The organism is Rasiella sp. SM2506 (genome assembly GCF_050859505.1).
In the GTDB taxonomy this organism is placed as follows: Bacteria; Bacteroidota; Bacteroidia; order Flavobacteriales; family Flavobacteriaceae; genus Marinirhabdus.
On record NZ_CP193934.1, the window covers coordinates 392,407 to 417,787 of the forward strand.

The 25,381-nt window shown below is 38.1% G+C and carries 23 protein-coding genes; 21 read left to right on the forward strand and 2 right to left on the reverse strand.

What is annotated here, in order from left to right; genetic code table 11:
- Window positions 1-21 precede the first annotated feature (21 nt).
- The 16 genes from ACQ2HF_RS01885 (at window position 22) to ACQ2HF_RS01960 (ending at window position 16,933) form a co-directional block, all read left to right on the forward strand.
- A complete protein-coding gene (locus tag ACQ2HF_RS01885; RefSeq protein ID WP_432411820.1) occupies window positions 22-351 on the forward strand; it encodes an arsenosugar biosynthesis-associated peroxidase-like protein in 330 nt (109 codons plus the stop codon).
- 101 nt (window positions 352-452) lie between these two features.
- The gene (gene arsS, locus ACQ2HF_RS01890; RefSeq protein ID WP_432411821.1) at window positions 453-1,523 is read left to right on the forward strand and encodes an arsenosugar biosynthesis radical SAM (seleno)protein ArsS; all 1,071 of its coding nucleotides are present in this window, start codon (window positions 453-455) and stop codon (window positions 1,521-1,523) included.
- Window positions 1,524-1,573: 50 nt separating this feature from the next.
- Window positions 1,574-2,257 carry a TIGR04282 family arsenosugar biosynthesis glycosyltransferase gene (locus ACQ2HF_RS01895; RefSeq protein WP_432411822.1) on the forward strand — a complete coding sequence of 228 codons (684 nt, stop codon included), beginning with the start codon at window positions 1,574-1,576 and terminating at the stop codon, window positions 2,255-2,257.
- Between the two features lie 67 nt (window positions 2,258-2,324).
- Window positions 2,325-5,519, forward strand: a complete 3,195-nt coding sequence (locus tag ACQ2HF_RS01900) for a SusC/RagA family TonB-linked outer membrane protein (RefSeq protein ID WP_432411823.1) — start codon at window positions 2,325-2,327, stop codon at window positions 5,517-5,519.
- Between the two features lie 123 nt (window positions 5,520-5,642).
- Window positions 5,643-7,091, forward strand: coding sequence for a SusD/RagB family nutrient-binding outer membrane lipoprotein (locus ACQ2HF_RS01905; RefSeq protein ID WP_432411824.1), 1,449 nt, complete (start codon window positions 5,643-5,645; stop codon window positions 7,089-7,091).
- A 133-nt stretch (window positions 7,092-7,224) separates the two neighbouring features.
- A complete protein-coding gene (locus tag ACQ2HF_RS01910) occupies window positions 7,225-8,559 on the forward strand; it encodes a sodium:solute symporter family transporter (protein ID WP_432411825.1) in 1,335 nt (444 codons plus the stop codon).
- On the forward strand, window positions 8,544-9,371 hold the full coding sequence (locus tag ACQ2HF_RS01915; protein ID WP_432411826.1) for a metallophosphoesterase family protein: 828 nt from the start codon (window positions 8,544-8,546) through the stop codon (window positions 9,369-9,371). The genes ACQ2HF_RS01910 and ACQ2HF_RS01915 overlap by 16 nt, the downstream gene beginning before the upstream one ends.
- A gap of 27 nt (window positions 9,372-9,398) precedes the next feature.
- Complete coding sequence (locus ACQ2HF_RS01920) at window positions 9,399-9,911, forward strand: rhodanese-like domain-containing protein (RefSeq protein ID WP_432411827.1); 513 nt, start codon at window positions 9,399-9,401, stop codon at window positions 9,909-9,911.
- Window positions 9,912-9,972: 61 nt separating this feature from the next.
- Complete coding sequence (locus ACQ2HF_RS01925; RefSeq protein WP_432411828.1) at window positions 9,973-10,656, forward strand: TIGR04282 family arsenosugar biosynthesis glycosyltransferase; 684 nt, start codon at window positions 9,973-9,975, stop codon at window positions 10,654-10,656.
- 121 nt (window positions 10,657-10,777) lie between these two features.
- Window positions 10,778-11,590 (forward strand): purine-nucleoside phosphorylase, encoded by an 813-nt coding sequence (locus tag ACQ2HF_RS01930; protein WP_432411829.1) that lies wholly within the window; start codon window positions 10,778-10,780, stop codon window positions 11,588-11,590.
- Window positions 11,591-11,666: 76 nt separating this feature from the next.
- On the forward strand, window positions 11,667-12,635 hold the full coding sequence (arsM, locus tag ACQ2HF_RS01935; RefSeq protein ID WP_432411830.1) for an arsenosugar biosynthesis arsenite methyltransferase ArsM: 969 nt from the start codon (window positions 11,667-11,669) through the stop codon (window positions 12,633-12,635).
- 129 nt (window positions 12,636-12,764) lie between these two features.
- Window positions 12,765-13,658, forward strand: a complete 894-nt coding sequence (locus ACQ2HF_RS01940; protein WP_432411831.1) for a sterol desaturase family protein — start codon at window positions 12,765-12,767, stop codon at window positions 13,656-13,658.
- A gap of 78 nt (window positions 13,659-13,736) precedes the next feature.
- On the forward strand, window positions 13,737-14,663 hold the full coding sequence (locus ACQ2HF_RS01945) for a DUF547 domain-containing protein (protein WP_432411832.1): 927 nt from the start codon (window positions 13,737-13,739) through the stop codon (window positions 14,661-14,663).
- Between the two features lie 90 nt (window positions 14,664-14,753).
- On the forward strand, window positions 14,754-15,554 hold the full coding sequence (locus ACQ2HF_RS01950) for a DUF547 domain-containing protein (protein WP_432411833.1): 801 nt from the start codon (window positions 14,754-14,756) through the stop codon (window positions 15,552-15,554).
- 103 nt (window positions 15,555-15,657) lie between these two features.
- The gene (locus tag ACQ2HF_RS01955; RefSeq protein WP_432411834.1) at window positions 15,658-16,419 is read left to right on the forward strand and encodes a TIGR04283 family arsenosugar biosynthesis glycosyltransferase; all 762 of its coding nucleotides are present in this window, start codon (window positions 15,658-15,660) and stop codon (window positions 16,417-16,419) included.
- Between the two features lie 70 nt (window positions 16,420-16,489).
- Complete coding sequence (locus ACQ2HF_RS01960) at window positions 16,490-16,933, forward strand: hemerythrin domain-containing protein (protein ID WP_432411835.1); 444 nt, start codon at window positions 16,490-16,492, stop codon at window positions 16,931-16,933.
- Between the two features lie 50 nt (window positions 16,934-16,983).
- On the opposite strand, the gene ACQ2HF_RS01965 is transcribed toward ACQ2HF_RS01960, so the two are convergent.
- Together ACQ2HF_RS01965 and ACQ2HF_RS01970 are read right to left on the reverse strand one after the other, a co-directional pair.
- Window positions 16,984-17,988, reverse strand: a complete 1,005-nt coding sequence (locus tag ACQ2HF_RS01965) for a glycoside hydrolase family 113 (RefSeq protein WP_432411836.1) — start codon at window positions 17,986-17,988, stop codon at window positions 16,984-16,986.
- A gap of 461 nt (window positions 17,989-18,449) precedes the next feature.
- Window positions 18,450-19,280, reverse strand: a complete 831-nt coding sequence (locus tag ACQ2HF_RS01970; protein ID WP_432411837.1) for a DUF547 domain-containing protein — start codon at window positions 19,278-19,280, stop codon at window positions 18,450-18,452.
- A 96-nt stretch (window positions 19,281-19,376) separates the two neighbouring features.
- Between ACQ2HF_RS01970 and ACQ2HF_RS01975 the strand changes: the two genes are divergently transcribed.
- From ACQ2HF_RS01975 to ACQ2HF_RS01995, 5 genes are all read left to right on the forward strand, one after another.
- On the forward strand, window positions 19,377-20,678 hold the full coding sequence (locus ACQ2HF_RS01975; protein ID WP_432411838.1) for an NAD(P)/FAD-dependent oxidoreductase: 1,302 nt from the start codon (window positions 19,377-19,379) through the stop codon (window positions 20,676-20,678).
- Window positions 20,679-20,682: 4 nt separating this feature from the next.
- Window positions 20,683-22,584 carry a 4Fe-4S dicluster domain-containing protein gene (locus tag ACQ2HF_RS01980; protein ID WP_432411839.1) on the forward strand — a complete coding sequence of 634 codons (1,902 nt, stop codon included), beginning with the start codon at window positions 20,683-20,685 and terminating at the stop codon, window positions 22,582-22,584.
- Between the two features lie 110 nt (window positions 22,585-22,694).
- On the forward strand, window positions 22,695-23,195 hold the full coding sequence (locus ACQ2HF_RS01985) for a toxin-antitoxin system YwqK family antitoxin (protein WP_432411840.1): 501 nt from the start codon (window positions 22,695-22,697) through the stop codon (window positions 23,193-23,195).
- Entirely contained in the window at window positions 23,195-23,890 is a 696-nt protein-coding gene (locus ACQ2HF_RS01990) for a glycosyltransferase family 2 protein (RefSeq protein WP_432411841.1), read from the forward strand. The genes ACQ2HF_RS01985 and ACQ2HF_RS01990 overlap by 1 nt, the downstream gene beginning before the upstream one ends.
- Window positions 23,887-25,377, forward strand: a complete 1,491-nt coding sequence (locus ACQ2HF_RS01995; protein WP_432411842.1) for a cellulose synthase family protein — start codon at window positions 23,887-23,889, stop codon at window positions 25,375-25,377. The genes ACQ2HF_RS01990 and ACQ2HF_RS01995 overlap by 4 nt, the downstream gene beginning before the upstream one ends.
- The last annotated feature ends 4 nt before the right edge of the window (window positions 25,378-25,381 follow it).

A 25,381-nucleotide genomic window follows, 5' to 3' on the forward strand; every position in this document is an offset into this window, starting at 1 on the left:
TATTAATCTAACTAAAAAAACATGTCATACTACGATCCTAAAGACCTTCGTAAATTTGGTACTATAACAGAGTGGGGAGAAGAACTTGGTAACAAATTTTTCGACTATTACGGAAAAGTATTCGAAGAAGGCGCTCTCACAGCCCGAGAAAAATCGTTGATTGCATTAGCCGTTGCCCACACAGAGCAATGCCCGTATTGTATAGACGCATATACCAAAGATGCTTTACAACGAGGCGTGACCAAAGAAGAAATGATGGAAGCCATACACGCTGGCGCCGCCATTAAAAGTGGTGCAACGCTAGTCCACGGAGTTATGATGATGAATAAAGTAAACAAATTAGACGGATAACATATCAAATTCCAAGTCAATAAAATTCCAAAAATCAAATATTAAATTACAGAACGAGTTTTTATAATTCATACCTCGTCAACCGTAATTCGTACTATTACATGGGAAAACTAAAAACACAAAGCTTACACAAACGCGATAGTGATCTCGCTCAATCTAACCGACAATTAGAAATTCTGTCCAACGGGATTTTTAAAAATGGGGAGCTACCTACGTTTGCTAAAAAAATAAAGGAAACTACAAATCACTTTCCATTACGTCCTAAAAAACTGGAAATTCTACAGATTAATGTGGGCTATATGTGCAATCAGGTTTGCGAACACTGCCACGTAGATGCAGGCCCAGATCGTAAGGAAATTATGACCTGGGAAACCATGGAGCAATGTTTAGATGTTATTCGAAACACAGGTGCACATACGCTAGACCTTACTGGTGGCGCACCAGAAATGAATCCTCATTTTAAACGTTTTGTAGAGGAAGCCAGTAAAGCAGGGATTAAAGATTTTATCGTTCGTAGTAATCTAACTATTATTAGAGCTAATAAAAAGTATTATGACCTACCCGATTTTTTCAAAAAACACAACGTACATGTAGTGAGTTCAATGCCGCACTGGACCAGAGGGAAAACCGACAAGCAACGTGGCGAAGGCGTTTTTGATATGTCTATTAAAGCGTTGCAAGAACTTAACGAGCGTGGCTACGGAATGCCAGGCAGCGATTTACGCTTAGATTTGGTATACAACCCAAGTGGCGCTTTTTTACCAGGTGACCAGGCGAGTATGGAAAAAGATTTCAAAAAAGCATTGCTGGAAGATTTCGGAATTCAATTTCATAGCTTATTTGCTATTACTAATTTACCAATCGCACGATTTTTAGATTATTTAATAGCTTCCGAAAACTATGAAGATTATATGTACCAACTAGTAGATGCATACAATCCAGCTGCAGTGGAAAATGTAATGTGTACCAATACTATTTCTATAAGTTGGGACGGATATTTGTTTGATTGTGATTTCAACCAAATGCTGGAATTGCCGGTAGCGAGCAAAGTAAAACATATTCGCGATTATAACGAAGATCTTTTAAACGATAGAAATATTGTGATTTCACAACACTGTTATGGATGCACCGCAGGCGCAGGAAGTAGTTGCCAAGGAACGGTGGCAGAATAATTTTAAATTTAAAATAACGCATAAAAATTTTGAGTTTTGAACTTTAACTAGTGAATAAGACCACTGCCATATTAATTTTCGCCAATTCGGCACAACAGGAAGGAATCTCGAAACCTTTCCGTAGCTCCCAATTGCTATTTGATGAATTAAACCGTCTAACCATTGCGAAAGTTCAAAAAACAGGTTTACCTTATTTTCTTTTTTCTGAAAAAGAACAAGTTGGAAATACATTTGGCGAACGGTATTCCAATGCTATTCAATCTGTATATACTAAGGGATACGAAAATGTTATTACCATTGGTAATGACACACCACATTTACAAACAAGCCAGTTATTAAAAACGGCTAAACACTTGGAGACCCAAAAAATTGTTTTGGGCCCTTCAAAAGATGGTGGGTATTACCTAATGGGGCTGCATAAATCCCAGTTTAACTTACAAACATTTTTAAAGCTTCCGTGGCAGACTTCACGCTTAACACAAAGCATTGCGCGTTTGGTTGCTGCAAAAAAGACCCATGTTGTATTTCTGAAGATACTTCAGGATATCGACACCGTTTCGGATGTTCAATCCATATTAAATAGTTTCCGGAGTCTTACTAAAACAATACGTCAACTATTGCGGACTATCATTTCTGGAAGCTCGCAACTCTTTTCAATATATCTATTTCTTACCGCATCATTCCAAAATCAATCACCTTTCAATAAAGGTTCTCCAGTAATACTTCCTATTTAAAGTAGCCCTTTCAGTTACATTAAAATTGAAAGGCATTCACCTTTTCAATTAATTTTTAATTTAACTAATGAAGCAATTATACATTGCCGTTTTGCTGTTATATTCAGCATTCGGTTTATCACAAACTACTATTACCGGAACTATAGAAAATGTCACGAATAACGAACCCATCTCCTTTGCTAGTGTGGTAGAAGTAAGCACCACTAATGGAACTACAGCAGATGCCGATGGAAATTTCAGTATTAAAATTACAGCTAAAAATGCTGTGCTTCAGTTTTCGGCTATAGGATTCACAACACAAGAATTTACTGTAGGCAACAGCACACAACTTTTCGTAAAACTTACTGAAAGTGCGGAAGGGTTAAATGAAATAGTAGTGACTGCCCTGGGAATTAAACGGGAAGAAAAAGAACTGGGATATGCAGTTCAATCCTTAAAAGAAGAAGAAATTAATGATGTAAAAGCCGTGAATTTTCTTGACAACCTTTCGGGAAAACTGGCTGGGGTTACTATCTCACAAGGTGCTACAGGCGTTGGTTCTTCTTCCAAAATTACCATTCGCGGAGAAGCGTCTTTCAGTAATAACAACCCATTATTTGTGGTAGATGGAGTACCCATAAACAACCAAACAGTCTTCAATTTTACGAATGAGGCAGCAGCAGGTTTCCAGGAAATAGACTTTGGAAACGGTGCCATGGAGGTAAATCCGGATGATATTAGAAGTGTAACCGTCTTAAAAGGACCTAGTGCCGCTGCACTCTATGGAACACGCGCCTCTAACGGGGTAATTGTAATTGAAACCAAAAATGGTGAAAACAGTAAAGGACTGGGCATTAGCATCAATTCATCTCTTTTTGTTGAAACAGCCTTTAAATTACCCGAATTTCAGAATGAATACGGGCAAGGAAACTCCGGAGAGTTTGCATACGTAGATGGTCTTGGTGGTGGTTTAAACGATAATATTACCTATTCATGGGGACCACGGCTGGATGTTGGCACCCTAGTCCCACAGTTTGATAGCCCTGTAACATTGCCAGATGGCACAATAGTACGCGGTGGCGACACGGCTTTGTATAGCGGTTTACCAATCACTCCTACCCCTTTCAATTCGCATCCAGACAATTTGAAAGATTTCTACCAAACTGGAATTACGACCATTCACAATGCATCGGTTTCTAATGGTTTTGGCAATGGAAATTATAGACTTTCTTTTACCGATTTGCGGAGTGAATCTATTATTCCTGGCGTAAATCTAGACCGCCAAACGGTGAGCACCAAACTTCATTTTGAACCTAGCGATTTAACCAAAATAAATGCGTCCATTAGTTATATAAATTCCAGCAGTGACAACCGCCCTTCTAACGGCTATGGAAGTGAAAACGTAAATTATTCTCTGGTAGCTTGGGGACCCCGTTCTTTAAATATTGATAAGCTTCGCAACTATTGGCAACCAGGTTTGGAGGGCGTTCAGCAATATTCTTTCAACTATACATTTTTTGATAATCCGTATTTTATTTTGTTGGAAAACCGAAATAGTTTTAATCGAGATAGGGTTTTCGGAAATATATCGGCAACGCAAAAATTATCCCCAGAATTAAGTATCAGCATAAGAACTGGAATGGATTACTCTTCGGAAAAAAGACAACTTAGAAGAAACTTCAGTAGCAATCGTTTCCAGCGCGGAGGGTATGCCGAGCACGATGTAGTATATCGTGAAGTAAACACAGATTTTTTACTGAATTACAAAAAAGATTTTGGCGATTTTAGTTTTGATATTTCAGCAGGTGGCAACCGGTTGGATCAAATAGCTTCTGCCAAGCAATCTCAAACTGTAAATTTAGCACAACCAGGAATATTCAATTTAAATAATGCAGCATCGCCTATTGAAGTATTTCAGTTCGATTCCAAAAAACGCATTAACTCGCTGTACGGAATTGCAAAATTGGGCTATAAAGATTTTCTGTTTTTAGATATTACGGGGCGTAACGATTGGTCCAGCGCTTTAGCAACACCTTTTTCAGTAGCAGACGCTTCGTTCTTTTATCCTTCGGCCTCTGCAAGTTTTGTATTATCTGAAGTTACACAATTACCCAAAGCAATTTCTTTCGCAAAAATTCGTGCAAGTGTTGCCCAAGTTGGTAACGATACTGGAGCCTATCAAACTTCTGGTGCTTTTGTGTCACAAACACCGTTTTTGGGACAGCCTACCTTTAGCGACCAAAATTTAATTCCAAATTCAAACTTAAGACCCGAGCAAGTAACCTCATACGAAGTGGGCGCAGACATTCGCCTATTTAAAAGCAGGCTTAATTTTGACGTAACCTATTACAATGCGTTAACCGAAGACCAGATTATTTCATTACCTATTGCAATTTCTTCGGGATACAATCAGCAAGTAGTAAATGGCGGAAAAGTACGTTCGCAAGGTGTGGAAATAGTAACAGGAATTACGCCTGTAAAAACCAATAATTTTACGTGGAATAGTACTTTTAACTTTAGCACCAATCGCTCTGTGGTGGAAGAGTTGCCACAATCTGATGGTCGCTTAACCTTAGCCTTTAGTCGTATTTACGATAGTGCGAACCAAACTGTGTTTTTTCAGGTTGAAGAAGGAGGCGAAACAGGAGACATTTACGGAACGGGATATTTGCGTAACGAAAACGGAGATTTTATTATAGATTCTGAAGGAAAATATATTGCTAATAACGAATTGCAAAAACTAGGAAACTACAATCCAGACTTTATGTTGGGTTGGAACAACGAGTTTCAGTATAAAAAATGGGACTTAAGCTTTTTATTCGATTGGAGACAAGGGGGCGAAATAGTATCCAGAACACGAGCATTAGGTAATGTAGGAGGCCAATTGGCCGAAACCGCAAACCGCCCCATCGAAGGGATTGTTGCTAATGGTGTTACAGAAGCTGGCACCCCCAATACAGTTGCCGTTTCCGCAGAAAGCTATTACCGTCAGTTTTACGATAGAAACCACGAAGAAAACAATATTTACGATGCTTCGTATTTGAAGTTACGCCAGTTTTCCATTGGGTATTCATTCGACATTAAGGAAGGTGTTTTAGGATTAAAAGAAGGCGGAGATTTAAAAGTATCGCTCATTGGAAGAAATTTATTTGCTATAACTGAAAATCCACACTTCGATCCAGAACAATTAGCCGTACAAGGCACTGGATTTGTAAGTGGCGTGGAAGACTTAAGCTATGCAACGAGCAGAAGTATAGGAATTAAAGCAGGACTTAACTTTTAAAAAATGACGGTTAGAAACAAGACCGCGCCTAAAGGCACTGCAAGAAACAAGACACTAAGAAACCGTGGATTGTGCAGAGAACGAAGCGAACGGTCTTGGCTCAAAACGTCCAAAACTATAACTATGAAAACAACATACAAATTATTCAGCCTACTTTGCCTGGTTATTGTGGCGTGGGGCTGTACCAAAGATTTTGAAGACATAAACACAAATACCAACAACCCAAACAGCGTACAACCTAGCTTATTATTGCGGCAGGTACTTTATAATTTTGGGGATGAGATGAGCTACGAAGGCTTTGTAGCTGGCGATTTGTTATCACAGCACCGAACAGCTCTAGATTTTAACTTATTTGACCGTCACGCCTTAAAATCACCACAATTGGGTGGAAATCCGTGGCCTGTATTTTACACAAATTTGCGAGACAACGAAATTATTTTAACGCAATCCCGCGAAGTAGAAACGTTCGCAGTGTACGAAGGGCCGGCACTTATTTTAAAAGCTTTTATGACCGCCGGACTTACCGATTTGTTTGGTGATGTACCGTATTCAGAAGCATTTAACGGAGTTGGAGGTACTGTTACACCCAAATACGATTTACAGGAGGATATTTATGTGAAAGACGGTGGGATTTTGGATAATTTGGACAAAGGAATTGTAGCGATTACTAATTACAACGGAGTTATTGGTTTGGAAGGCGATATTTTATTTGACGGTAATTTAGACGCCTGGATAACTTTTGCCAATTCGTTAAAGATAAAAGCATTGCTACGTATATCGAGTAAGGTGGATGTTTCAGCTGAAATGCAAGCCGTATTTAACACTGGTAATTATTTGACTGAAAATTCACAAAATGCTATTTTCAATTTCACCAATACAGATCCTAATAGCTTTAGATTGGCGCAACTCCGTATTGGCGATTTCAACAATTTTGTGCTTTCTGAAACGATGGAAGGCATATTAAAAGACCTGAACGACACCCGCATTAATAAATTTTTCCGCCCTACCGAAAGCAGCGGCGGAACCGAGTTTAAAGGGTTGATAAATGGAATTGACGCCTCGAGTACTTCTATTGAATTAGCTGAATTATCTTTAGCAGGAACTGCATTTAGAGAAGACACCTCTAGTATAGACGCCAACTTTTTAACCGCTTGGGAAACTGCTTTCAATCTGGCCGAAGCAGCCGAAAGAGGTTTAATTTCAGCAGATGCTGAGCGTTTATATGAAATTGGAGTGGCGTTAGCTTTTGACTACTGGCAAACTGAAGTACCTGTAGATTACCTAACAGGACCTGCTGCATATACTGCAACAGGAACAACCCCCATTCAGCAAATTGTGACACAAAAATGGATTGCAAACATTATAAACAGTTATGAAGGTTGGGTAGAATGGAGACGCACTGGCTTCCCAGAATTTTTACCTGTAGCCGCAAGTTTGAATAACGGATTGATTCCAGTAAGAATGCCATACCCTGCAGAGGAAGAAGCATTAAACGCAGAAAATTACCAACAAGCAGCGAATGCAACCAACGGAAACGATGTAAATGTTCCTGTTTGGTGGGATGAAAATTAGAAAGGACATTTTGAACCAAGATCGCGCTTTAAGGCGCTACACGAAACACGACTTATTAAAAACAAATCATCTTGATTCTTGTAGTGAGCGAAGCGAACGGTCGTGGGTCTTTTAGTCTTCTGAAAAATTAAATATGAATGTACAAATCTGGCAATGGGCATTAATAATAGTATCGAGTTTGATACTATTTTTACTATCTCCTTATGCCAAAACCACAGATGCTTTTTTTAAGGCAACTCATAAAAAGAAAGCTCCCAGTGCACTTTGGCTTACGGGAAGCTTGATAATCTCGTGGATATTTGCCAAGAGTATTACGAATGCTGCCAATCTGGGTCTCGATTTTGGTATTGTGGGTGGCGTGGCCTATGCTGGGTATTATTTGTCTTTTACCGTAGCGGGTATTATAATGTATCAGTTACGTGTAAAAGGTGGTTTTAAAAGTATTCATCATTTTTTGACCAGTAAGTTTGGTAAAGGAGCGATGGCTTTATTCTCTATATTAATTGCTATTAGGCTTTTTAATGAAGTATGGAGTAATACTATGGTTATTGGAAGCTATTTTGGCGAACAGGGAAGCGCTCCTTATTATTGGGCTATTTTGGTGTTTACCGCATTAACATTAGCATACGCCATTAAGGGTGGTTTAAGTAGTTCTATTTTTACTGATGTCATACAAATGGTTCTATTTTCAGTATTACTTGTAATAATTTTGGGCGCTATTTTTTCTGCCGAAGAATTCACTGTGAATGAAGCGGTAACAAGCGGTGTTTGGAGTTTTGAGTTGGGACTTAATTTGTTTTTTGCCGCCATTATTCAGTCGTTTAGTTATCCGTTTCACGATCCTGTTTTAACCGATAGAGCGTTTTTAAGCTCCCCAAAAGTTACGCGGAAGAGCTTTTTATGGGCAAGTTTACTGGGTGCGATTTGTATTGTGTTGTTCAGTTTAATTGGCGTGTATGCGCAGCGTCAAGGAATGGCAGGGCAAGCGGCGGTGGAAGTGGGAAAAGCTTTCGGAGTTATTATTCTATTGGTCATTAATTTTATAATGATTACATCGGCAGCTTCAACGTTAGACAGTACGTTTGCGTCTTTTTCAAAATTACTTTCAGTAGATCTAAATATGGGAATCGACCTCACATTTGGTCGTGCCTCTATGGCGGCAATTGCTGTTTTGGGAACTATTCCCGTTTTTTTAGATGCTGAAATTTTGAGCGCCACCACCATTTCAGGAACTATGGTAATTGGCTTAACACCTGTTTTTATGTTTTGGAATAAAAAAGTACCTCCGATAAGTTTTTATCTCAGTGTTTTATGTGGTATACTTTTTGGGTTTTTATTAGTCTTTAATGCTTTTCCCGAAGCGTTAATTTTTACCAATGGAAAATATGCAGATTTACTGTGGGTGAATGTTTGGGGGATTTTAAGTTGTATCATTTTATATGTAGTACCATCGTGGATAAAAAAATAATAAATATAGGTTCCATTTCAGGTAAAATATTGCTTTTTGGCGGCGTATATAGTAATTTACAAGCCTTAGAAAGATTGAAATCTATTGCCGAGAATTTGAACATTCCTCCAGAAAACTGTTTATGCACTGGGGATTTGGTAGGCTATTGTGCCCAACCCGAAGAAACCATCCAACTCTTTAAATTATGGGGAGCACAGAGCATTTTGGGCAATGTAGAAATACAACTTCGCGATGGAGCCGAAGATTGTGGCTGCGATTTTAAGGAAGGCTCCCGTTGTGATAGTTTTTCGCAATTGTGGTATCCGTACGCACAAAGTAAACTTTCCAAAAATTCTATTGATTTCATTAGCGGTTTGCCAGATCATATTCAGTTTAGATATGCAGGAAAAAAAGTGATGGTGCTGCACGGCGGATATGAAAATATTTCAGAATTTATCTATAAATCGACCCCTTGGGAACGAAAGCAAACTAATTTTAATACGACTGAAAGTGATGTGATTATTGCCGGCCATTGCGGATTACCATTTCATCATGAAAATAATGATAAAATCTGGATAAATCCAGGCGTTATTGGAATGCCAGCCAACGACGGTGAACCACACGTTTGGTATGCTGTTTTAAATGACGAAGGCGGGAAATTAACTTTTGAGCATTTTAGCTTTCGATACCATCATAAATTAACGAGCTTGTTAATGCAAAATGGGCTTTTACCAGAAGAATACGCCCGAACTATTATTACGGGGATTTGGGATAATACGGAAATTTTACCGCCCGTAGAAAGCGGTTTACAAGGGTTTGGCATCCACTTGTAAGTTCACTAATTTTGAAAACTTTTAAATTTGAACAAACTACTTTACATACTACTATTTATTGGGTCGTTTCAATGCGTTGCTCAAAAATCGTTGGATCAATTATTAGAAACCTATAACACTCGAAGTGTTCCCTATATTTCGGTGGAAGGACTACGCGCGCTTCAAATGAATGAAGACATCACGATTTTGGATGCACGAGAGGCTATAGAATTCAATATAAGTACAATAGAAGGGGCACAATGTGTAGGATTTAATGCCTTTTCGATAGAGGAAATTTCAGAAAAAATTACCAATAAAGAACAACCTATTATAGTGTATTGTTCTCTGGGAATACGGAGCGAAGAAGTAGGTGAGAAATTACAGAAAGCTGGCTATACCAACGTTCAAAACCTTTATGGTGGCATCTTTGAATGGAAAAACAAAGGATATCCTACACTAAATGCTGCCAAAAAAGAAACCGATAGTATCCATACGTTTTCAAAAGCGTGGAGTAAATGGCTATTGAAAGGAATTCCTGTATTTGAGAAGAATACTAACTAAAAACACAGAATAAGCAGCTGTATGATTTGTACCTCTACACTCCTATCTCTAAATTAAAAATATGCCCATACTAGGTTTAAAAAATACAGAAAACAAGGACAACGGTAAGGAGGTATTTCATTTCCCAAGCTCAAAAAATGCCCTTATTATTTTCACCCGAAATCCAGAACTAGGCAAGTGTAAAACACGATTAGCAGCAACAATTGGGAACGAAGCCGCACTTGAGATTTATAAATTCCTAATTGTCCATACCGTTAAAATTTCAACAGAGGTAATTGCAGATAAGTTTGTGTATTACTCTGAAGAACGCAGAAAAAATGATTATTGGAACGATGCTACTTTCAGTAAAAAAACACAACACGGTTCCGATTTAGGAATACGTATGGAAAATGCTTTTAATGAGGTTTTTGCGCTCGGTTACGAAAGAGCCATTATCATTGGAAGCGATATGTACGATATAACTGCTGCAGCTATTGACGAAGCATTTCGAAAATTAGCCAGCAACAATTTTGTCCTGGGCCCAGCAGAAGATGGTGGCTATTATTTATTGGGAATGAAAACTATACAACCTGATATTTTCAGAAATAAAAAGTGGGGTACCGAAACGGTTCAAAAAGAAACCTTGGCAGATTTGAAAGACGAAAGCGTGGCTCTTTTAGCCGAAAAAAATGATGTAGATTATTATGAAGACATTATGGATATAGAAGTATTTCAGCAGTTTTTACCTAACACAATAAAAAAATAAAAGCAGCCCCTTACCCCTAAAGGGTGCGCTTTCTTAAAATAAGTACACATAGAACAAATTTACCCCTTAAGGGTCGGGGTAATAAATTTGAAAAAAACTATCTATTTACACGGACACCAATATGAAAAAATATATAAAACAAGCAGTAGAATTTTTACAACAACGAGGCTTCGGCACCCCTGAAATAGGAATTATTTTAGGAACTGGTCTCGGTAAAATCTTAGAAGATGTAGAAATTGAAGCCGAAATGAGCTACAATCATATTCCTAACTTCCCTACAGCCACCGTAGAATTTCATACGGGTAAACTAATTTACGGAACCTTAGGTGGCAAAAAAGTGATTTTGATGCAAGGTCGCTTTCATGTGTACGAAGGCTATTCACTTCAGGATGTAACCTTCCCTGTACGCGTAATGAAGCACTTGGGAATTCAACAATTACTGGTAAGTAATGCCTCTGGCGCTATTAATAGCACCTTTAAAAAAGGAGAGCTCATGTTAATAGACGACCATATTAACTTACAAGGGGGTTCTCCATTAGCCATAAAAGGTGTTGAAAAGTTGGGCGAGCGCTTTGTGGACATGAGTGCTCCTTACGACATAGAAATGAATAAAAAGATTGAAGTCATTGCAAAAAAGCACAATATCAATTTACACAAAGGAGTGTATGCAAGCGTCGTTGGCCCACAGTTAGAGACACGTGCCGAGTATCGGTATTTGAAAATTATAGGAGCCGATGCTGTTGGAATGAGTACCGTTCCCGAGATAATTGTCGCCAATCATTTAAGATTGCCTGTTGTGGCAATTTCGGTGTTGACAGATGAGTGCGATCCAGATAATTTACAACCTGTAAATATTTCAGATATCATTGCGCAAGCGGGCAAAGCAGAGCCAGATATGATCACACTTTTTACCGAACTTATAAAACAATTATAAATTACTAGGCAGTGATTAACAGCAGTAGGCAGTGAAGCCCCTGCAAACTAAACACTGCTGTTGCACACTTAAAAATATGAGTTATTTAGATACTACCCATGATGTTTATAAAGAAGCTGCATTAACCCCAGATGTTGGGCTTTGCTGTACCACTAATCCTGTTTGGGAATTACCAGGTTTAAAAATCCCAAAAATCATGCAGGAAATGAATTACGGCTGTGGGAGTACTGTACACGCACGCGATCTTTCCAACAATCCAAAAATGCTTTATGTAGGTGTTGGAGGTGGAATGGAATTACTACAATTCTCTTATTTCAATCGTGTAAAAGGTGGCGTGGTTGGTGTAGATGTAGTAGATGAAATGCTAGAGGCTTCGCGTAAAAACTTCAAAATTGCTGAAGCTCAAAACGATTGGTTTAAAAGTGAATTTGTAGCCCTTAAAAAAGGAGACGCATTACATTTACCCGTGGACGATAACACCATAGATGTGGCAGCACAAAATTGTCTTTTCAACATATTTAAGGCTGAAGATTTAAAACGCGCCATAGAAGAAATGTACCGCGTCCTTAAACCTCATGGAAAACTGGTGATGAGTGACCCTACTTGCGAACAGGAAATGAATGAAACATTGAGAAACGATGATCGTTTACGCGCCTTATGTCTAAGTGGAAGTCTCCCTATTGCCGAATATGTAAAAGCATTGACAGATGTAGGGTTTGGCACTATAGAAATTAGAGCCCGCAAGCCCTACCGAATCCTCGATCCAAAAAATTATCCCACAGACGAACTTATCTATATTGAAAGTATTGAAGTAGCTGCGATTAAAGACCCTATGCCCGAAGATGGCCCTTGTATTTTCACAGGAAAAGCAGCGATTTACTACGGGGATCAGGATTATTTTGACGACAAACTAGGTCATATTTTATTAAAAAACCAGCCTTTAGCTATTTGTGATAAAACTGCTGAAGCATTAAAAAAATTAGGGAGAGATGATATTTATTTTAGCGAATCAACGTTTCATTATGACGGCGGGGGATGTTGCTAGTTTCTATCTTTTTTTCTTAGAAGAGCTTTTGGTATCTTTTGAAAAAATACCCAGCTAGATAAAATTTTGAGTTAAATTTATAAAAAAAGACAAATTTGGGAGATCTTAAGGACGTTTCAAATTTATTAAATGGAAAAATACACCAACATATTTAAGGATTCCTACCAAGGGTATTTTAATTACTTATTAAACGAAATTACATCGTTCCATTGGGAGAACTACTTCTATGGTTTAATAATTGTTTCGCTATTTGTATGGGGCTTAGAATTACTTTTTCCTTGGAGAAAAAATCAAAAAGTGTTTCGTAAGGATTTTTGGCTGGATACTTTTTATATGTTTTTCAACTTCTTTTTACTGAATCTGATTGTTTTAATTTTTTTATCCAATACTACAGAAGCTCTTTTTAATGACCTATTGGGTATTTTCAATTTAGAAGTTTCAGATTTTACGCTCGTAGATCTTGATGCGCTACCCTACGGCATTGGATTGTTAGTGTTTTTTGTGATTTCAGATTTTGTACAATGGAACACCCACCGCTTATTACATCGTGTTCCCTTTCTCTGGAACTTTCACAAACTACATCATTCGGTAAAAGAAATGGGCTTTGCTGCGCATCTTCGGTATCACTGGATGGAACCTGTGGTGTATAAATCTATATTGTATATTCCACTGGCAATCATTGGCGGCTTTGATGTGACCGATGTTGCCTTAGTTCACTTTTTTGCGTTAACCGTTGGTCACTTAAACCACGCCAACTTAGGATGGGACTACGGAGTTTTAAAATATATCTTCAACAACCCGAAAATGCACATTTGGCACCACGCAAAGGAGTTGCCAGCGAATCATCGCTATGGGGTTAACTATGGTCTCACGCTTAGCATATGGGACTATTTGTTTAAAACAAATCATATTCCTCATAATGGCAGGGATATTGAATTGGGTTTCGACGGCGACGAAACATTTCCGCAAAATTTTTTTAAACAAGAAGCCTATCCGTTGTCCAGCAATGACAAGAATTCATAACTACTGCAACAACAATGGAACACATCTTGATAGTAAAGGTTATAAATTACGACTGAACGCTTGTTAGAACTTAAGATTATGAAATATTATATAGCAATACTCTTTACAACTCTTTTACTAACTTCCTGTGAAACCACTAAAGAAGTTAATAAGGAAGCTGCCAAATCAGGCAAAGCAAATACTACAACCGTTGGTGTTGCGCCTCAAAAAAAACAAGATAGCGTGGAAATTACCGTTGGAACCGGAACTAAAGTAGGCACTACACAACCCATTAAAGATATGGAAACAGCGCCGCCTATGACTGAAAATGATAGTATCGTCGAAATTAACCCCCAGGCATTTATACCTCCTATACAAACTGAAAAATTTAATCACGCTGAATTAAATAATTTATTAAAAAAATATGTTTCAGACAAAGGGAATGTAAACTACGAAGGCTTCAGAAAGAACAGTAAGGCACTTAGAGATTATATAGCTTCTTTAGGAAAAAATATGCCTAACGAAAGCTGGTCCAAAAACGATAAACTTGCCTATTGGATGAATGCCTATAATGCCATGACGGTAGATTTAATTTTAAGGAATTTACCTTTAGAAAGTATAAAAGACATTGACAAACCGTGGGACCAACGTCTTTGGAAACTGGGCGACAAATGGTACAACTTGGACGAAATTGAACATCAAATACTTCGAAAAATGGACGAACCTAAAATTCACTTCGGAATTAACTGTGCTTCTTTTTCTTGCCCGCCATTACTCAATGAAGCTTTTACTGCTGATAAAGTAGACAGCCAACTAACGTTTCTTGCCAAACGATTCATTAATGATGGCTCTCGAAACACCCTCACTACCACTAGTATTGAGGTATCGAAAATTTTTAATTGGTTTTCAAAAGACTTCAAACAAAACGGAAGCCTGATTGATTTTCTAAACCAATATTCAGAAACAAAGATTTCGGCGAATGCTAAAGTGCGCTATAAAGACTACGATTGGGCACTCAATAATTAAATTTTTGCTAAAACTAACACAAGCCTGTGTTAACCCGCTCTATAGTAACAAACCTAGGTTGTACATTGTAGCTATATAAAAAACCAATCTATGAAACTATTTAAATATATCGCTTTACTTACCGTAGTTGCGTTCACCCTTCAAAGTTGTAATCTATTATCTGCAGCGGGTGTTACCAGTCAAGGACAACCTACCAAAAAGGTAGAAGGTACTTTAACCTCAACCACAGCAAATTCTGAGGTAAATGTAGATCATTCCCAATGGACCAAATTGTTGCAACAGTACGTTGACAAGAAAGGAATGGTAAATTATAAAGGTTTCCAAAAAGACGAAAAACAATTGGACGCCTATCTTGATATGCTTGCTGCAAAAGATCCGAATAACGATTGGAGTGTACAGGAATTATTAGCTTTTTACATAAATCTTTACAACGCCCAAACCGTAAAATTAATTGTGGAAAATTATCCTACCAAAAGTATTAAAGATTTAGATGGCCCCTGGACCAAAGGTCGTGCAAGAGTTGACGGACGTGAATTATCCTTAGGTGGGATTGAAAATGGAATTCTCCGTAAAATGAACGAACCAAGAATTCACTTTGCAATTAATTGCGCCTCTATTTCGTGTCCAAAATTATTAGACGAAGCTTATACGGCTGCAAAAATAAATGAGCAATTAGACCAAGTCACCAAAGAGTTTATCAATAGCGATAATAACGACATTAAAGAAAACGAAGCCCAGCTATCTTCTATATTTACCTTTTACCCAAACGATTGGAAAGTAAATGGAAAAGTGAACATTACTGGGTATATTAATCAATACAGCAAACAAAAATTAAACCCTAATGCTACGCTTACCTACAAGAATTACGATTGGGGTTTGAATGAACAATAATATAAAGTATATACTAAAACCTTGGCCTTGCAGATTATTTTATCTGTAAGGTTTTTTGTTTCTGAAACAACCGAGACCTTAAAATTTGCGTAAATTTACATCTATGCTAAGTATCATAATCCCTGTCCTCAACGAAGCCAAGAATATCGAAGCCTTGTTGAAACATCTTTCTACAAATGCCTCCTTACAAAATATTGCTGAAATAACTTTAGTAGATGGCGGTAGTAGTGACGATACACGGATGCTAATAAAACAGTTTTCAACAAACTCACCCTACAACGTCCAGTTAATTTCTTCTGAAAAAGGACGTGCTAAACAAATGAATACAGGCGCTAAAAATGCAACAGGAAGCATTCTTTATTTTCTGCATGCAGATAGTTTTCCGCCGAAAAATTTTGACAAATTAATTAATACCGAAGTTCAAAAAGGAAATCCAGCTGGTTGCTTTAAAATGAAATTTGACAGTAATCATTGGTGGCTCCTCATGGCAAGCTGGTTTACAAAATTTTCTTGGCGTGCCTGTCGTGGCGGGGATCAAAGCCAATTTATTACCCGCGAACTTTTTAACCAGATTGGTGGGTATGACGAAACTTACGTTATTTATGAGGACAACATACTTATAAATGAACTTTACAAACGCAACAAATTTGTAATCATACAACAGCCATTAATATCTTCGGCTAGATTGTATCGCGACAAAGGCATTTGGTATGTGCAATATCATTTTTGGTGTATTTATGTAAAACGCTGGATGGGCGCAGATGCAGACGAACTATATGCATATTATGTAAAACATATTAAACAAAACAAAAAACAACAAGCTTCTGTAGCCGAAACACCGCGCGAGGTGTTTGCAGATAAATAACTTTAAGATTTCCTAAACAGTATTCATCTTTTTTTGGTTGTAATTTTAAAATCAACTAAAAAAAGAAACTATGAATATATTTGAAGCTATTAGAGCAGACCACGACATCCAACGAGAATTATTAGATAAAGCACTCGCTACTTCCGGAGACACCAAAAAACGCAAGGATATTTGGGACAAACTGAAAGTGGAGCTAAAAGGTCATGAAACAGCAGAAGAACGCAACTTTTACAAACAGTTAATGGACAATGATATGATGGTGGAACACACACGCCATGGCATTGCAGAGCATCACGAAATTGATGAACTCATTGAAAAAGTAGAAGAAGCAGACATGGACAGCGCGGCATGGTTGGCACATATGAAGGCGTTAGATCACCAAGTACGCCATCATCTGGAAGATGAAGAAAAATCGTTTTTTCAATTGGCTGGAAAAGTATTTTCAGAAGCGCAAAAAACTACACTTGCTAAATCTTACAACAAAGAAATGGAAGCACAAAGGGAAGCATTATAACTTGTAATTTACTCCACTTAAACTGCCAGAACTGAAATTTTTGGCAGTTTTTAATGTTGCGCCTTAAAATGTTCTTTAATTTCCTGCTGAGCAGGCTTATTTTGAGGACTAAACTGATTGCTATGTAATCCCCCAGCATTTTTATGATCCATAAACCATTTCCAGATAAATCCTCCGGCAAACCAAGGTTCTGAGTACATTTCAGCAAAGAAAGCTTTGTAAAGATTGGTTTGTGCTTCGGTATTATGGCCGTCTTCAGTTCTATTACTTTGCCACGGTTCCTTTCCTGAAAAATCTATATTCCGGTAGCCATATTCGGTAAACAAAATAGGTTTGTTGTTTGCTTCTGAAATCTGTTGCATTTCTACTTTCCAGGGTTGCCACCCCTTTCTGGCATCTTCTACGGTGGGTGTTTTTAATTCTGAAACCGGAAAATACCCGTCTACACCAATATAATCCAACTGCCCCCAAAAAGGAACCCGTTTGTATTCGTCCCAATTGGCTGCGTAGGTTAATTTTCCTTTGTAAACTTTCTTAACGTCAAGAATTAATTCGTTCCAAAATTTCGCCCTATGTATTGTAAATTGCTCCAATTCGGTTCCAATACAAAATAGTTGGGCGTTTGTTTCTTCGGCTACTTCAGCATATAATAAAATAAATTCTTTGTACGATTTCTCAAGAACCTGCCAATCTTCTTCAGAAGCCATTTTGAGGTAGCCCGTAAATTCTCCGCGCGAAATCCATATTTGAGGTTTTAGCATTACCTGAAGATTATTTTGATGTAGCATTTCAATATACTGCTTTACCCCTTCCCTGCGTTCCCCAAACCATTGTCGATCTGTATTAAAATGCAACTCTGGATTTTCTAAATCCCTTATAAATCCAAAAGGCATTACAGCCGCATAATTGGCATGAATATTCTTAACTTCCTGAACGTGCTCTTGCGTGGTAGGTTCTCCCGAAGCTACATAGCTTACCCCTTTAATTTTCTGGGGTTGAGAGGTACACGCCTGCAATAAAAAGATGGAGAAAAGTAAGGGCAATAAATATTTCATGGTGTTTAATTTTTCCGTTTCAAGATACACATTTACCCAACAAGTTTTTCTTAAAATACGGCCCTCACACCTAAGTTGAACCTTTCGCCCAACCCTGTATTGTTTCCACGCATAGCATTGGTGTATAAAGCCTCCAAATGTAAGACAACCGGCGCCGACAAGATCTGCCAAAATCTTACTCCGAAATTTCGGTAGTAGTTCCAGATTCACTCGTATTGCTAGCACTCATACCTGTGTACCCTTCTAAAGTTAAAGTGAAAAAGGGTATGTAAAGCTCTATATCTTTTAGGAAGGTGCTTTCGGTTTTGGTGTTATGGCTAGTCCCATAACTTTAGCGATGAATGGTGCTTCACCTGCCAGCCAAATCTAAGAGAGTGACTTGGCTGGCATAGGGAAGACTTTAAAATTATAATACTATTTTAAAAACACTACTTTTTGTGGAGGGTACGATTCCTGAAATACTATTTCTCATTCAAACGCCAGTCGTATGCATAGTAGGTAACTTTGGCATTGTCTGGCACCTTTTCCTTTCGGTAGTTATTGAGAAAATTTATCTCGGTTCCATGATTTACAAAATCTTCTTTATACCATTTAAAGATTTCAGAAAAGGCTACGTTGTTTCCTTGTACTTGTATAAATTTAGGATCGTTTAGAGCTTTCACTGTCTGTTGCTGCAACAGTTTTTCTAGGTTAGAAGCTGTAAATGCTGTAGGAATAATAGGCGGACATCCTTTTGCGCCGCACACCAATACAAAATGAAACCGCGGCTCGTTAAATTGAGCACGGAGTTTTTTGTTTTCAATATCGTTTAAGGTGATTTTTATCCCACCCACTTCATGTTTGGTTGTATCGAAAAATCCTTTTTTATCTAAAGGCGAATTGATTGGGTAAGTATCTATAATTCCTTTTATGACTGATAGGTTATAAGCATTTATCCAAAACGCCTGATAGGTTTTTGCCTCGGAAGGGGAAACCGAAACATCCTTTGCCAACGCCAATACCGAATTTAAGGTTTCAGGGTGTTGAGAAATAGCCTTATAAGCTACATTTCCGTTAGAAACATAGGTGCTAAAAAAACTATCAGCTTCATCAAAAAAGGTGGATACGTTTTGTGATATTCCAGAAACCACTGAGAACAATGTTAGTAAAACAGTGAGGATTACGAGTCTTTTCATCTTAAATATTTTATGGACATTAAGTCCAAAATACTTTTGATAGCTTACAAATTCATCCTTAAATCTTTCAAAATAAGGCGCTAAACTCCAAGGAATACTAAATAAAATGAATTTCAAAAAATGAATTTCTATTTTCTTGTAATGTTTCCGTAAATTGAAGCGACCTAATGGGGAACCTATCATAAAGTGGTACCTGTCTTTACTAGAATACCTATGGAACATATAGTCATTATTGGAAACGGAATCGCTGGCGTCACAGCAGCGCGGCACATCCGAAAACTTTCAGACAAAAAAATTACAATTATATCTGCGGAAGCCGATCATTTTTTCTCCCGTACCGCGCTAATGTATGTATATATGGGGCATATGCGCTGGACAGATATTGAACCTTACGAGCATTGGTTCTGGGAGAAAAACCGACTGGAATTGAAGAAGGCATATGTCTCTAAAATTGATACGGATTCTAAAACACTTCAATTTAAAGAAGGTGGCAGTATGCAGTATGACAAGCTCATTATTGCTTCCGGATCTACCACCAATTCCTTTGGCTGGGACGGTTTGGATAGTGAAGGCGTCGTGGGCATGATAACTAAGCAAGACCTTGAACAAATTGAAAAATATGCACCCAATAACGAGGTTTGTCCACGAGCAGTTTTAGTGGGCGGTGGCTTAATTGGCGTGGAACTGGCCGAAATGCTGCGAACCCGAAATATTGAAGTTACTTTTTTAATTAGAGAAGAAAATTTTTGGGACGGCGTACTCCCTAAAGACGAAGCAGCTATGATTTCCCGCCACATACTATCGCACGGTGTAGATCTCAAAAACAATACGAATCTAGATAAAATTATCGCCGACAAAGATGGCAAAGTACGTGCAATCATTACGAAAGAAACTGGAGAAGAAATACCGTGTAGTATGGTAGGTATTTGTACTGGCGTAAAACCTAACATTGCCTTTTTAGAGGGTAGTGGTATTGAAACAGACCGTGGTATTCTGGTAAACCGAAATCTGGAAACTAGTGTAAAAGATGTGTATGCTATTGGCGATTGTGCCCAACAACGCGAAGCCATTGGCAACCGTAAACCCATTGAAGCCGTCTGGTACACAGGCCGAATGATGGGAGAAACTGTAGCGCAAACATTATGTGGCAATCCGTTTGAGTACAATCCCGGACATTGGTTTAACAGTGCTAAGTTTTTTGATATTGAGTACCAAACTTACGGATGGGTCTTTTCAGATAAAAAAGACTACGAAGCTCATTTTCACTGGCATCATGAAGATGATACTAAATGTATCACCATTGCATATCATAAAGAAACCCAAGCATTTTTAGGCATTAACACCTTCGGAATACGAATGAAACACGAAGTTTTTGACCAATGGCTAAGCCAGCACCAAAAAGTAGATTTTGTGGTACAGCATTTGAAACAAGCCAATTTTGATCCAGAGTTTTTTAAACATTTCGAAACAGCTATTATAAAAGCATTTCAACAACACCAACCTGTAAACGCATAATCGTATGAGCTCCATTCAAAGAGATATGTCCTTAACTGGGCAGCCGCCAAAAAGTATAAATACCCAACAAAAACTTGCATCCGTACTAGGCTTGGCAGGACTCGCTATTTTATTTCTAGCACTATTCAATGTTAATTTTCCTAATAAAACACTGTGGTTATCGCTATCGCTTATTTCTATAGCAGTTGGAACCATTTGGTTTGGAAAAGCAGCGTATTTAAACAAGCACGAAGGCATCAAAAATGATGGGGTTTATTTTAAATCGTTAACCTCGCGCGGGTTTTGGGGATGGATTTTAGGAATTACCATGACTCTTTTTTATATAGTGTTGTATTGGTTTCCGCAGTATTTGGGTTTAGTAAAAGATGGAGACAACATAGGTGCTATTGCCTTGTTCGACCCACTAAGCAAGTTTTTAAGCGGCAATCCTGCCAGCCAGTGGTTTCTCTACGGAACACTATACACCCTTGCCATTCTTGCCTTTGGGATTAAATTTATATGGAAGTATAGACACAACCGATACGAGATTATTCGCACCTGCTCGGTAATGTTTTTTCAATTATCATTTGCCTTTGTAATTCCTGAAATCTTAGTACGATTAAATCAGCCGTACTACGATTTTAAAAATGTCTGGCCTTTAAATTACGAGCTCTTTGCTGGTTATAAAATAGACGAATTTATAAGCGCAGGCGATGTAGGTTTACTAATGCTCATTTTTGGCCTACTCTCCATATTTGTGATTACACCTATCCTCACCTATAAGTTTGGAAAAAGATGGTACTGCAGTTGGGTATGTGGTTGTGGAGGTCTTGCTGAAACCGCTGGAGATCCTTTTCGTCATTTAAGTGATAAGCGCCAAGTAGCCTGGAAAGTGGAACGGTGGGTTATACATAGTGTTGTAGTATTTGTTACTGTGATGACCACCGCTGTAGTTTTTTCATATCTACAAGCAAACGAATCGGCAAATATTAGCGAATGGAGCAATCTGGAAAACAAAATGGTTTTTATGAGCGACACGCAAGGAAAACCAATTAACGAACGCATCCTGGCAGCTCAAAAAGCCGGTGCAACGAGCGTAGTTATTTTAAATACCGATCCAAATACCAAAGCTCCTACCCTCGAAAACACGGAAGGAATCACCATCAATTATTTCTTTGCTTCTGAAATTGAAAATAAAGAAGCACTAGAAAAAATTAATCAAGGAAAAGCTGCCACGCTCATATCAGATAGATCTGAAGGAACTAACCTTAACGTAACCGAAGGGCAACAAACAACCTATTATGACAATCTTTGGCTTAGCAAAGAATTTTTTGTTTGGTTTATCATTGGACTACTTACCCTAGTATTTGCATGGGTGATGCTTTTTAAGAGAGAGGAATTAGCAAAAGACGCTAAATACGGAGCCGTGGGATACTTTGTCGTTGTTATTTCTATCTTATTGTTCACGTACGTTAGCAGTCCTGGAAAACTATTCTTTTTTGATGCGTATCAACTTCGTAAAAGCTACGGGTTTTTAATTGGCGCTATGTTTAGCGGGGTTATTGGCGTTGGGTTTTACCCTATTTTTGGGAACCGTGTTTGGTGTAGATTTGGTTGCCCGATGGCGGCTATTTTAGGGTTTCAGCAAAGGTTATTCTCAAAATTCCGGATTACTACCAACGGCGGGCAATGTATCTCTTGTGGGAATTGCTCTACGTATTGTGAGATGGGAATAGACGTTCGGGCCTATGCTCAAAAAGGAGAAAACATTGTGCGAAGTAGTTGTGTTGGCTGTGGAATTTGCTCTGCAGTGTGTCCGCGTGGCGTGCTGAAACTGGAAAATGATGGTATGAATGGACGTATTGATGGCAACCAGGTATTGTTAGGAAACGATGTTGATTTAATGGAATTGATGAACTCGAAATAGTAAGCTATATTCAGTTACAGTTTATAGTACCAAACCTTTCAAGTCTTCATGACCTGAAAGGTTTTTTTATGATTCGGTTAGTAAACTAAACCTATTGCGTCTAAAGTGCTATGCCACTCAAAAAACAGTTTCTTTTTTTCTACCTCGGAATAATTTGCTCACCAATTTTATTTGCAGCGAATCCTTTTCCTGAAAAAAATTACCAAAAAGAATATTACAACAACGGCACTCTAAAAGCTGAAGGTTGGGAACTGGGTGCAACTAAAACTGATTACTGGTATTTCTATTACCCTAATGGCGAAGTAGCGTCCAAAGGAAGTTTTAGCAATAACAAAAGAGAAGGCTATTGGTATTTTTATGATGATAACACTACCCTACTTAAGCAAGGTCATTATCAAAATGGAATTGCCGAAGATTGGTGGATTTTTTACGATATTGCAACCCAAACCGAAAAAAGGTTTCAGTTTAAAAACGACAAAAAAAATGGCTTTGCATTTATCTATAAAAAGGGACGTTTAAAACGGGCCGAAGCTTACAAAAACAATCAAAAAACTGGCGAATGGACTTCAATTTTCGCCTTCAAAAAAGATAATCCACACCTTACCTTTTAATGAATCAAATCATAGACGTTATTATTCCGGCGTACAATGAAGCCGCTTCCATTGGGTTGGTCATAACAGACATTCCTTCATTGGTAAGAGAGGTGATTGTAGTGAGTAACCACTCTACTGACCGTACCGAAATTGTTGCACAAAAAGCTGGAGCCACGGTATTAAAAGAATCCCAACGTGGGTATGGGTACGCTTGTTTAAAAGGGATGCAGCACATTTCAGATAAAAAAGAAAAACCTGATATTGTAGTGTTCTTAGACGGGGATTATAGTGATTATCCAGAGCAACTTACCGAATTAATTGCTCCAATTATTGAAAAAGACATAGATTTTGTAATCGGTGCCCGAGTAAAACGACTTAGAGCAGACGGCTCCATGACATTCCCGCAACGATTTGGCAATTGGCTAGCTACCAACTTAATGAAGCTCTTTTTTGGAGCAAATTTCACAGATTTAGGTCCATTTAGAGCTATAAAATATGATAAACTCATTGCCTTAAAAATGCAGGACAAAACATATGGCTGGACTGTAGAGATGCAATTAAAAGCACTCAAAAAAAAATATTCATACACCGAAGTACCCATGAAATATCGAAACAGGATAGGAACCTCAAAAGTTTCAGGAACGGTAAAAGGTGCTATATTTGCAGGGATTAAAATTCTCAGCTGGATTTTTAAATACACGTTCAAAAAATGATTCTTGAAACCATAATAATGGTTATTTACACCGCCGCGCTCCTCCTCATCTTAATGTATGCGCTGGCACAGCTCAACCTGCTTTTCAACTATTTAAGGAGTCGTAATAAAGAAGATACCTCCGTAAAATTCAATCTATCTAACCCAAGCGAAATCCCATACGTTACCATACAACTGCCCGTTTATAATGAGCTATATGTTATGGAGCGACTGCTCGATAATATTGCCGAAATAAACTATCCCAAGGACAAGCTAGAAATTCAAGTTTTGGACGATAGTACCGACGAATCTTTTACCACCACAGCTACCCAGATTAAAGAACTTCAAAAATCGGGGCTAGATATTAAGCATGTAACCCGTGCAGACCGAAAAGGATTTAAAGCGGGTGCTTTAAAAGAAGGACTAGAAACCGCAAAAGGAGAATACATCGCTATTTTTGATGCCGATTTCCTTCCACAGAAAGATTGGTTGCTAGATACCATTCCTTATTTTAAAGACCGGAACATTGGTGTGGTACAAACCCGTTGGGGACATATAAATCGCGAATATTCTATTCTTACACGTGTGCAGGCTTTTGCACTGGACGCCCATTTTACCTTGGAACAAGTAGGTAGAAATAGTGAGGGACACTTTATAAATTTTAACGGTACCGCAGGTGTATGGCGTAAACAATGCATCTTGGACGCAGGAAACTGGGAGGGCGATACCTTAACCGAAGATTTGGATTTGAGCTATCGGGCTCAACTTAAAAACTGGAAATTTAAATACTTAGAAGAAGTTGAAACACCAGCTGAACTACCCGTAGTGATTAGCGCAGCGCGTTCACAACAGTTTAGATGGAACAAAGGCGGTGCAGAAAATTTCAGAAAAATGTTAGGGCGTGTTTGGCGTAATAAAAACATTTCTTTTAAAACAAAAGTTCACGGGACTTTGCATTTGCTAAACAGCACCATGTTTCTTAGCATCTTGGTAGTTGCTATTCTTAGCATCCCAATGCTCTATATTAAGAATGAATACGCTCACTTAAAATATTATTTTATCATAATGAGCTTTTTTGTAGTAAGCACTTTGATATTTTTTATCTGTTACTGGTTTACTTACAAAAAAGTTAATGGGGGAGGCTTTATGAATTTCTTGGAATATATTGGAATGTTCTTTGTGTTTTTCTCTATTGCGATGGGTTTTTCTGTTCACAATTCAATTGCTGTGATTGAAGGACATTTAGGTAAGAAAAGTGATTTTATCCGTACCCCAAAATTTAACATAAGCAACCTGAAAGATAGTTGGAAAGGCAACAAATACATCAAGTCCAAAATTTCTCCTAATGTTTTAATTGAAGGAATTTTAATGCTTTATTTTGGTTTTGGAATGTACTCTGCTTTCATTGTAGGTGATCAGGGCGGAGACTTTGGACTCTTTCCATTTCACCTGATGCTCTTTATTGGTTTTGGATTTGTTTTTTTTAAAAGCCTGATAAGTAGGGCTTAAATAA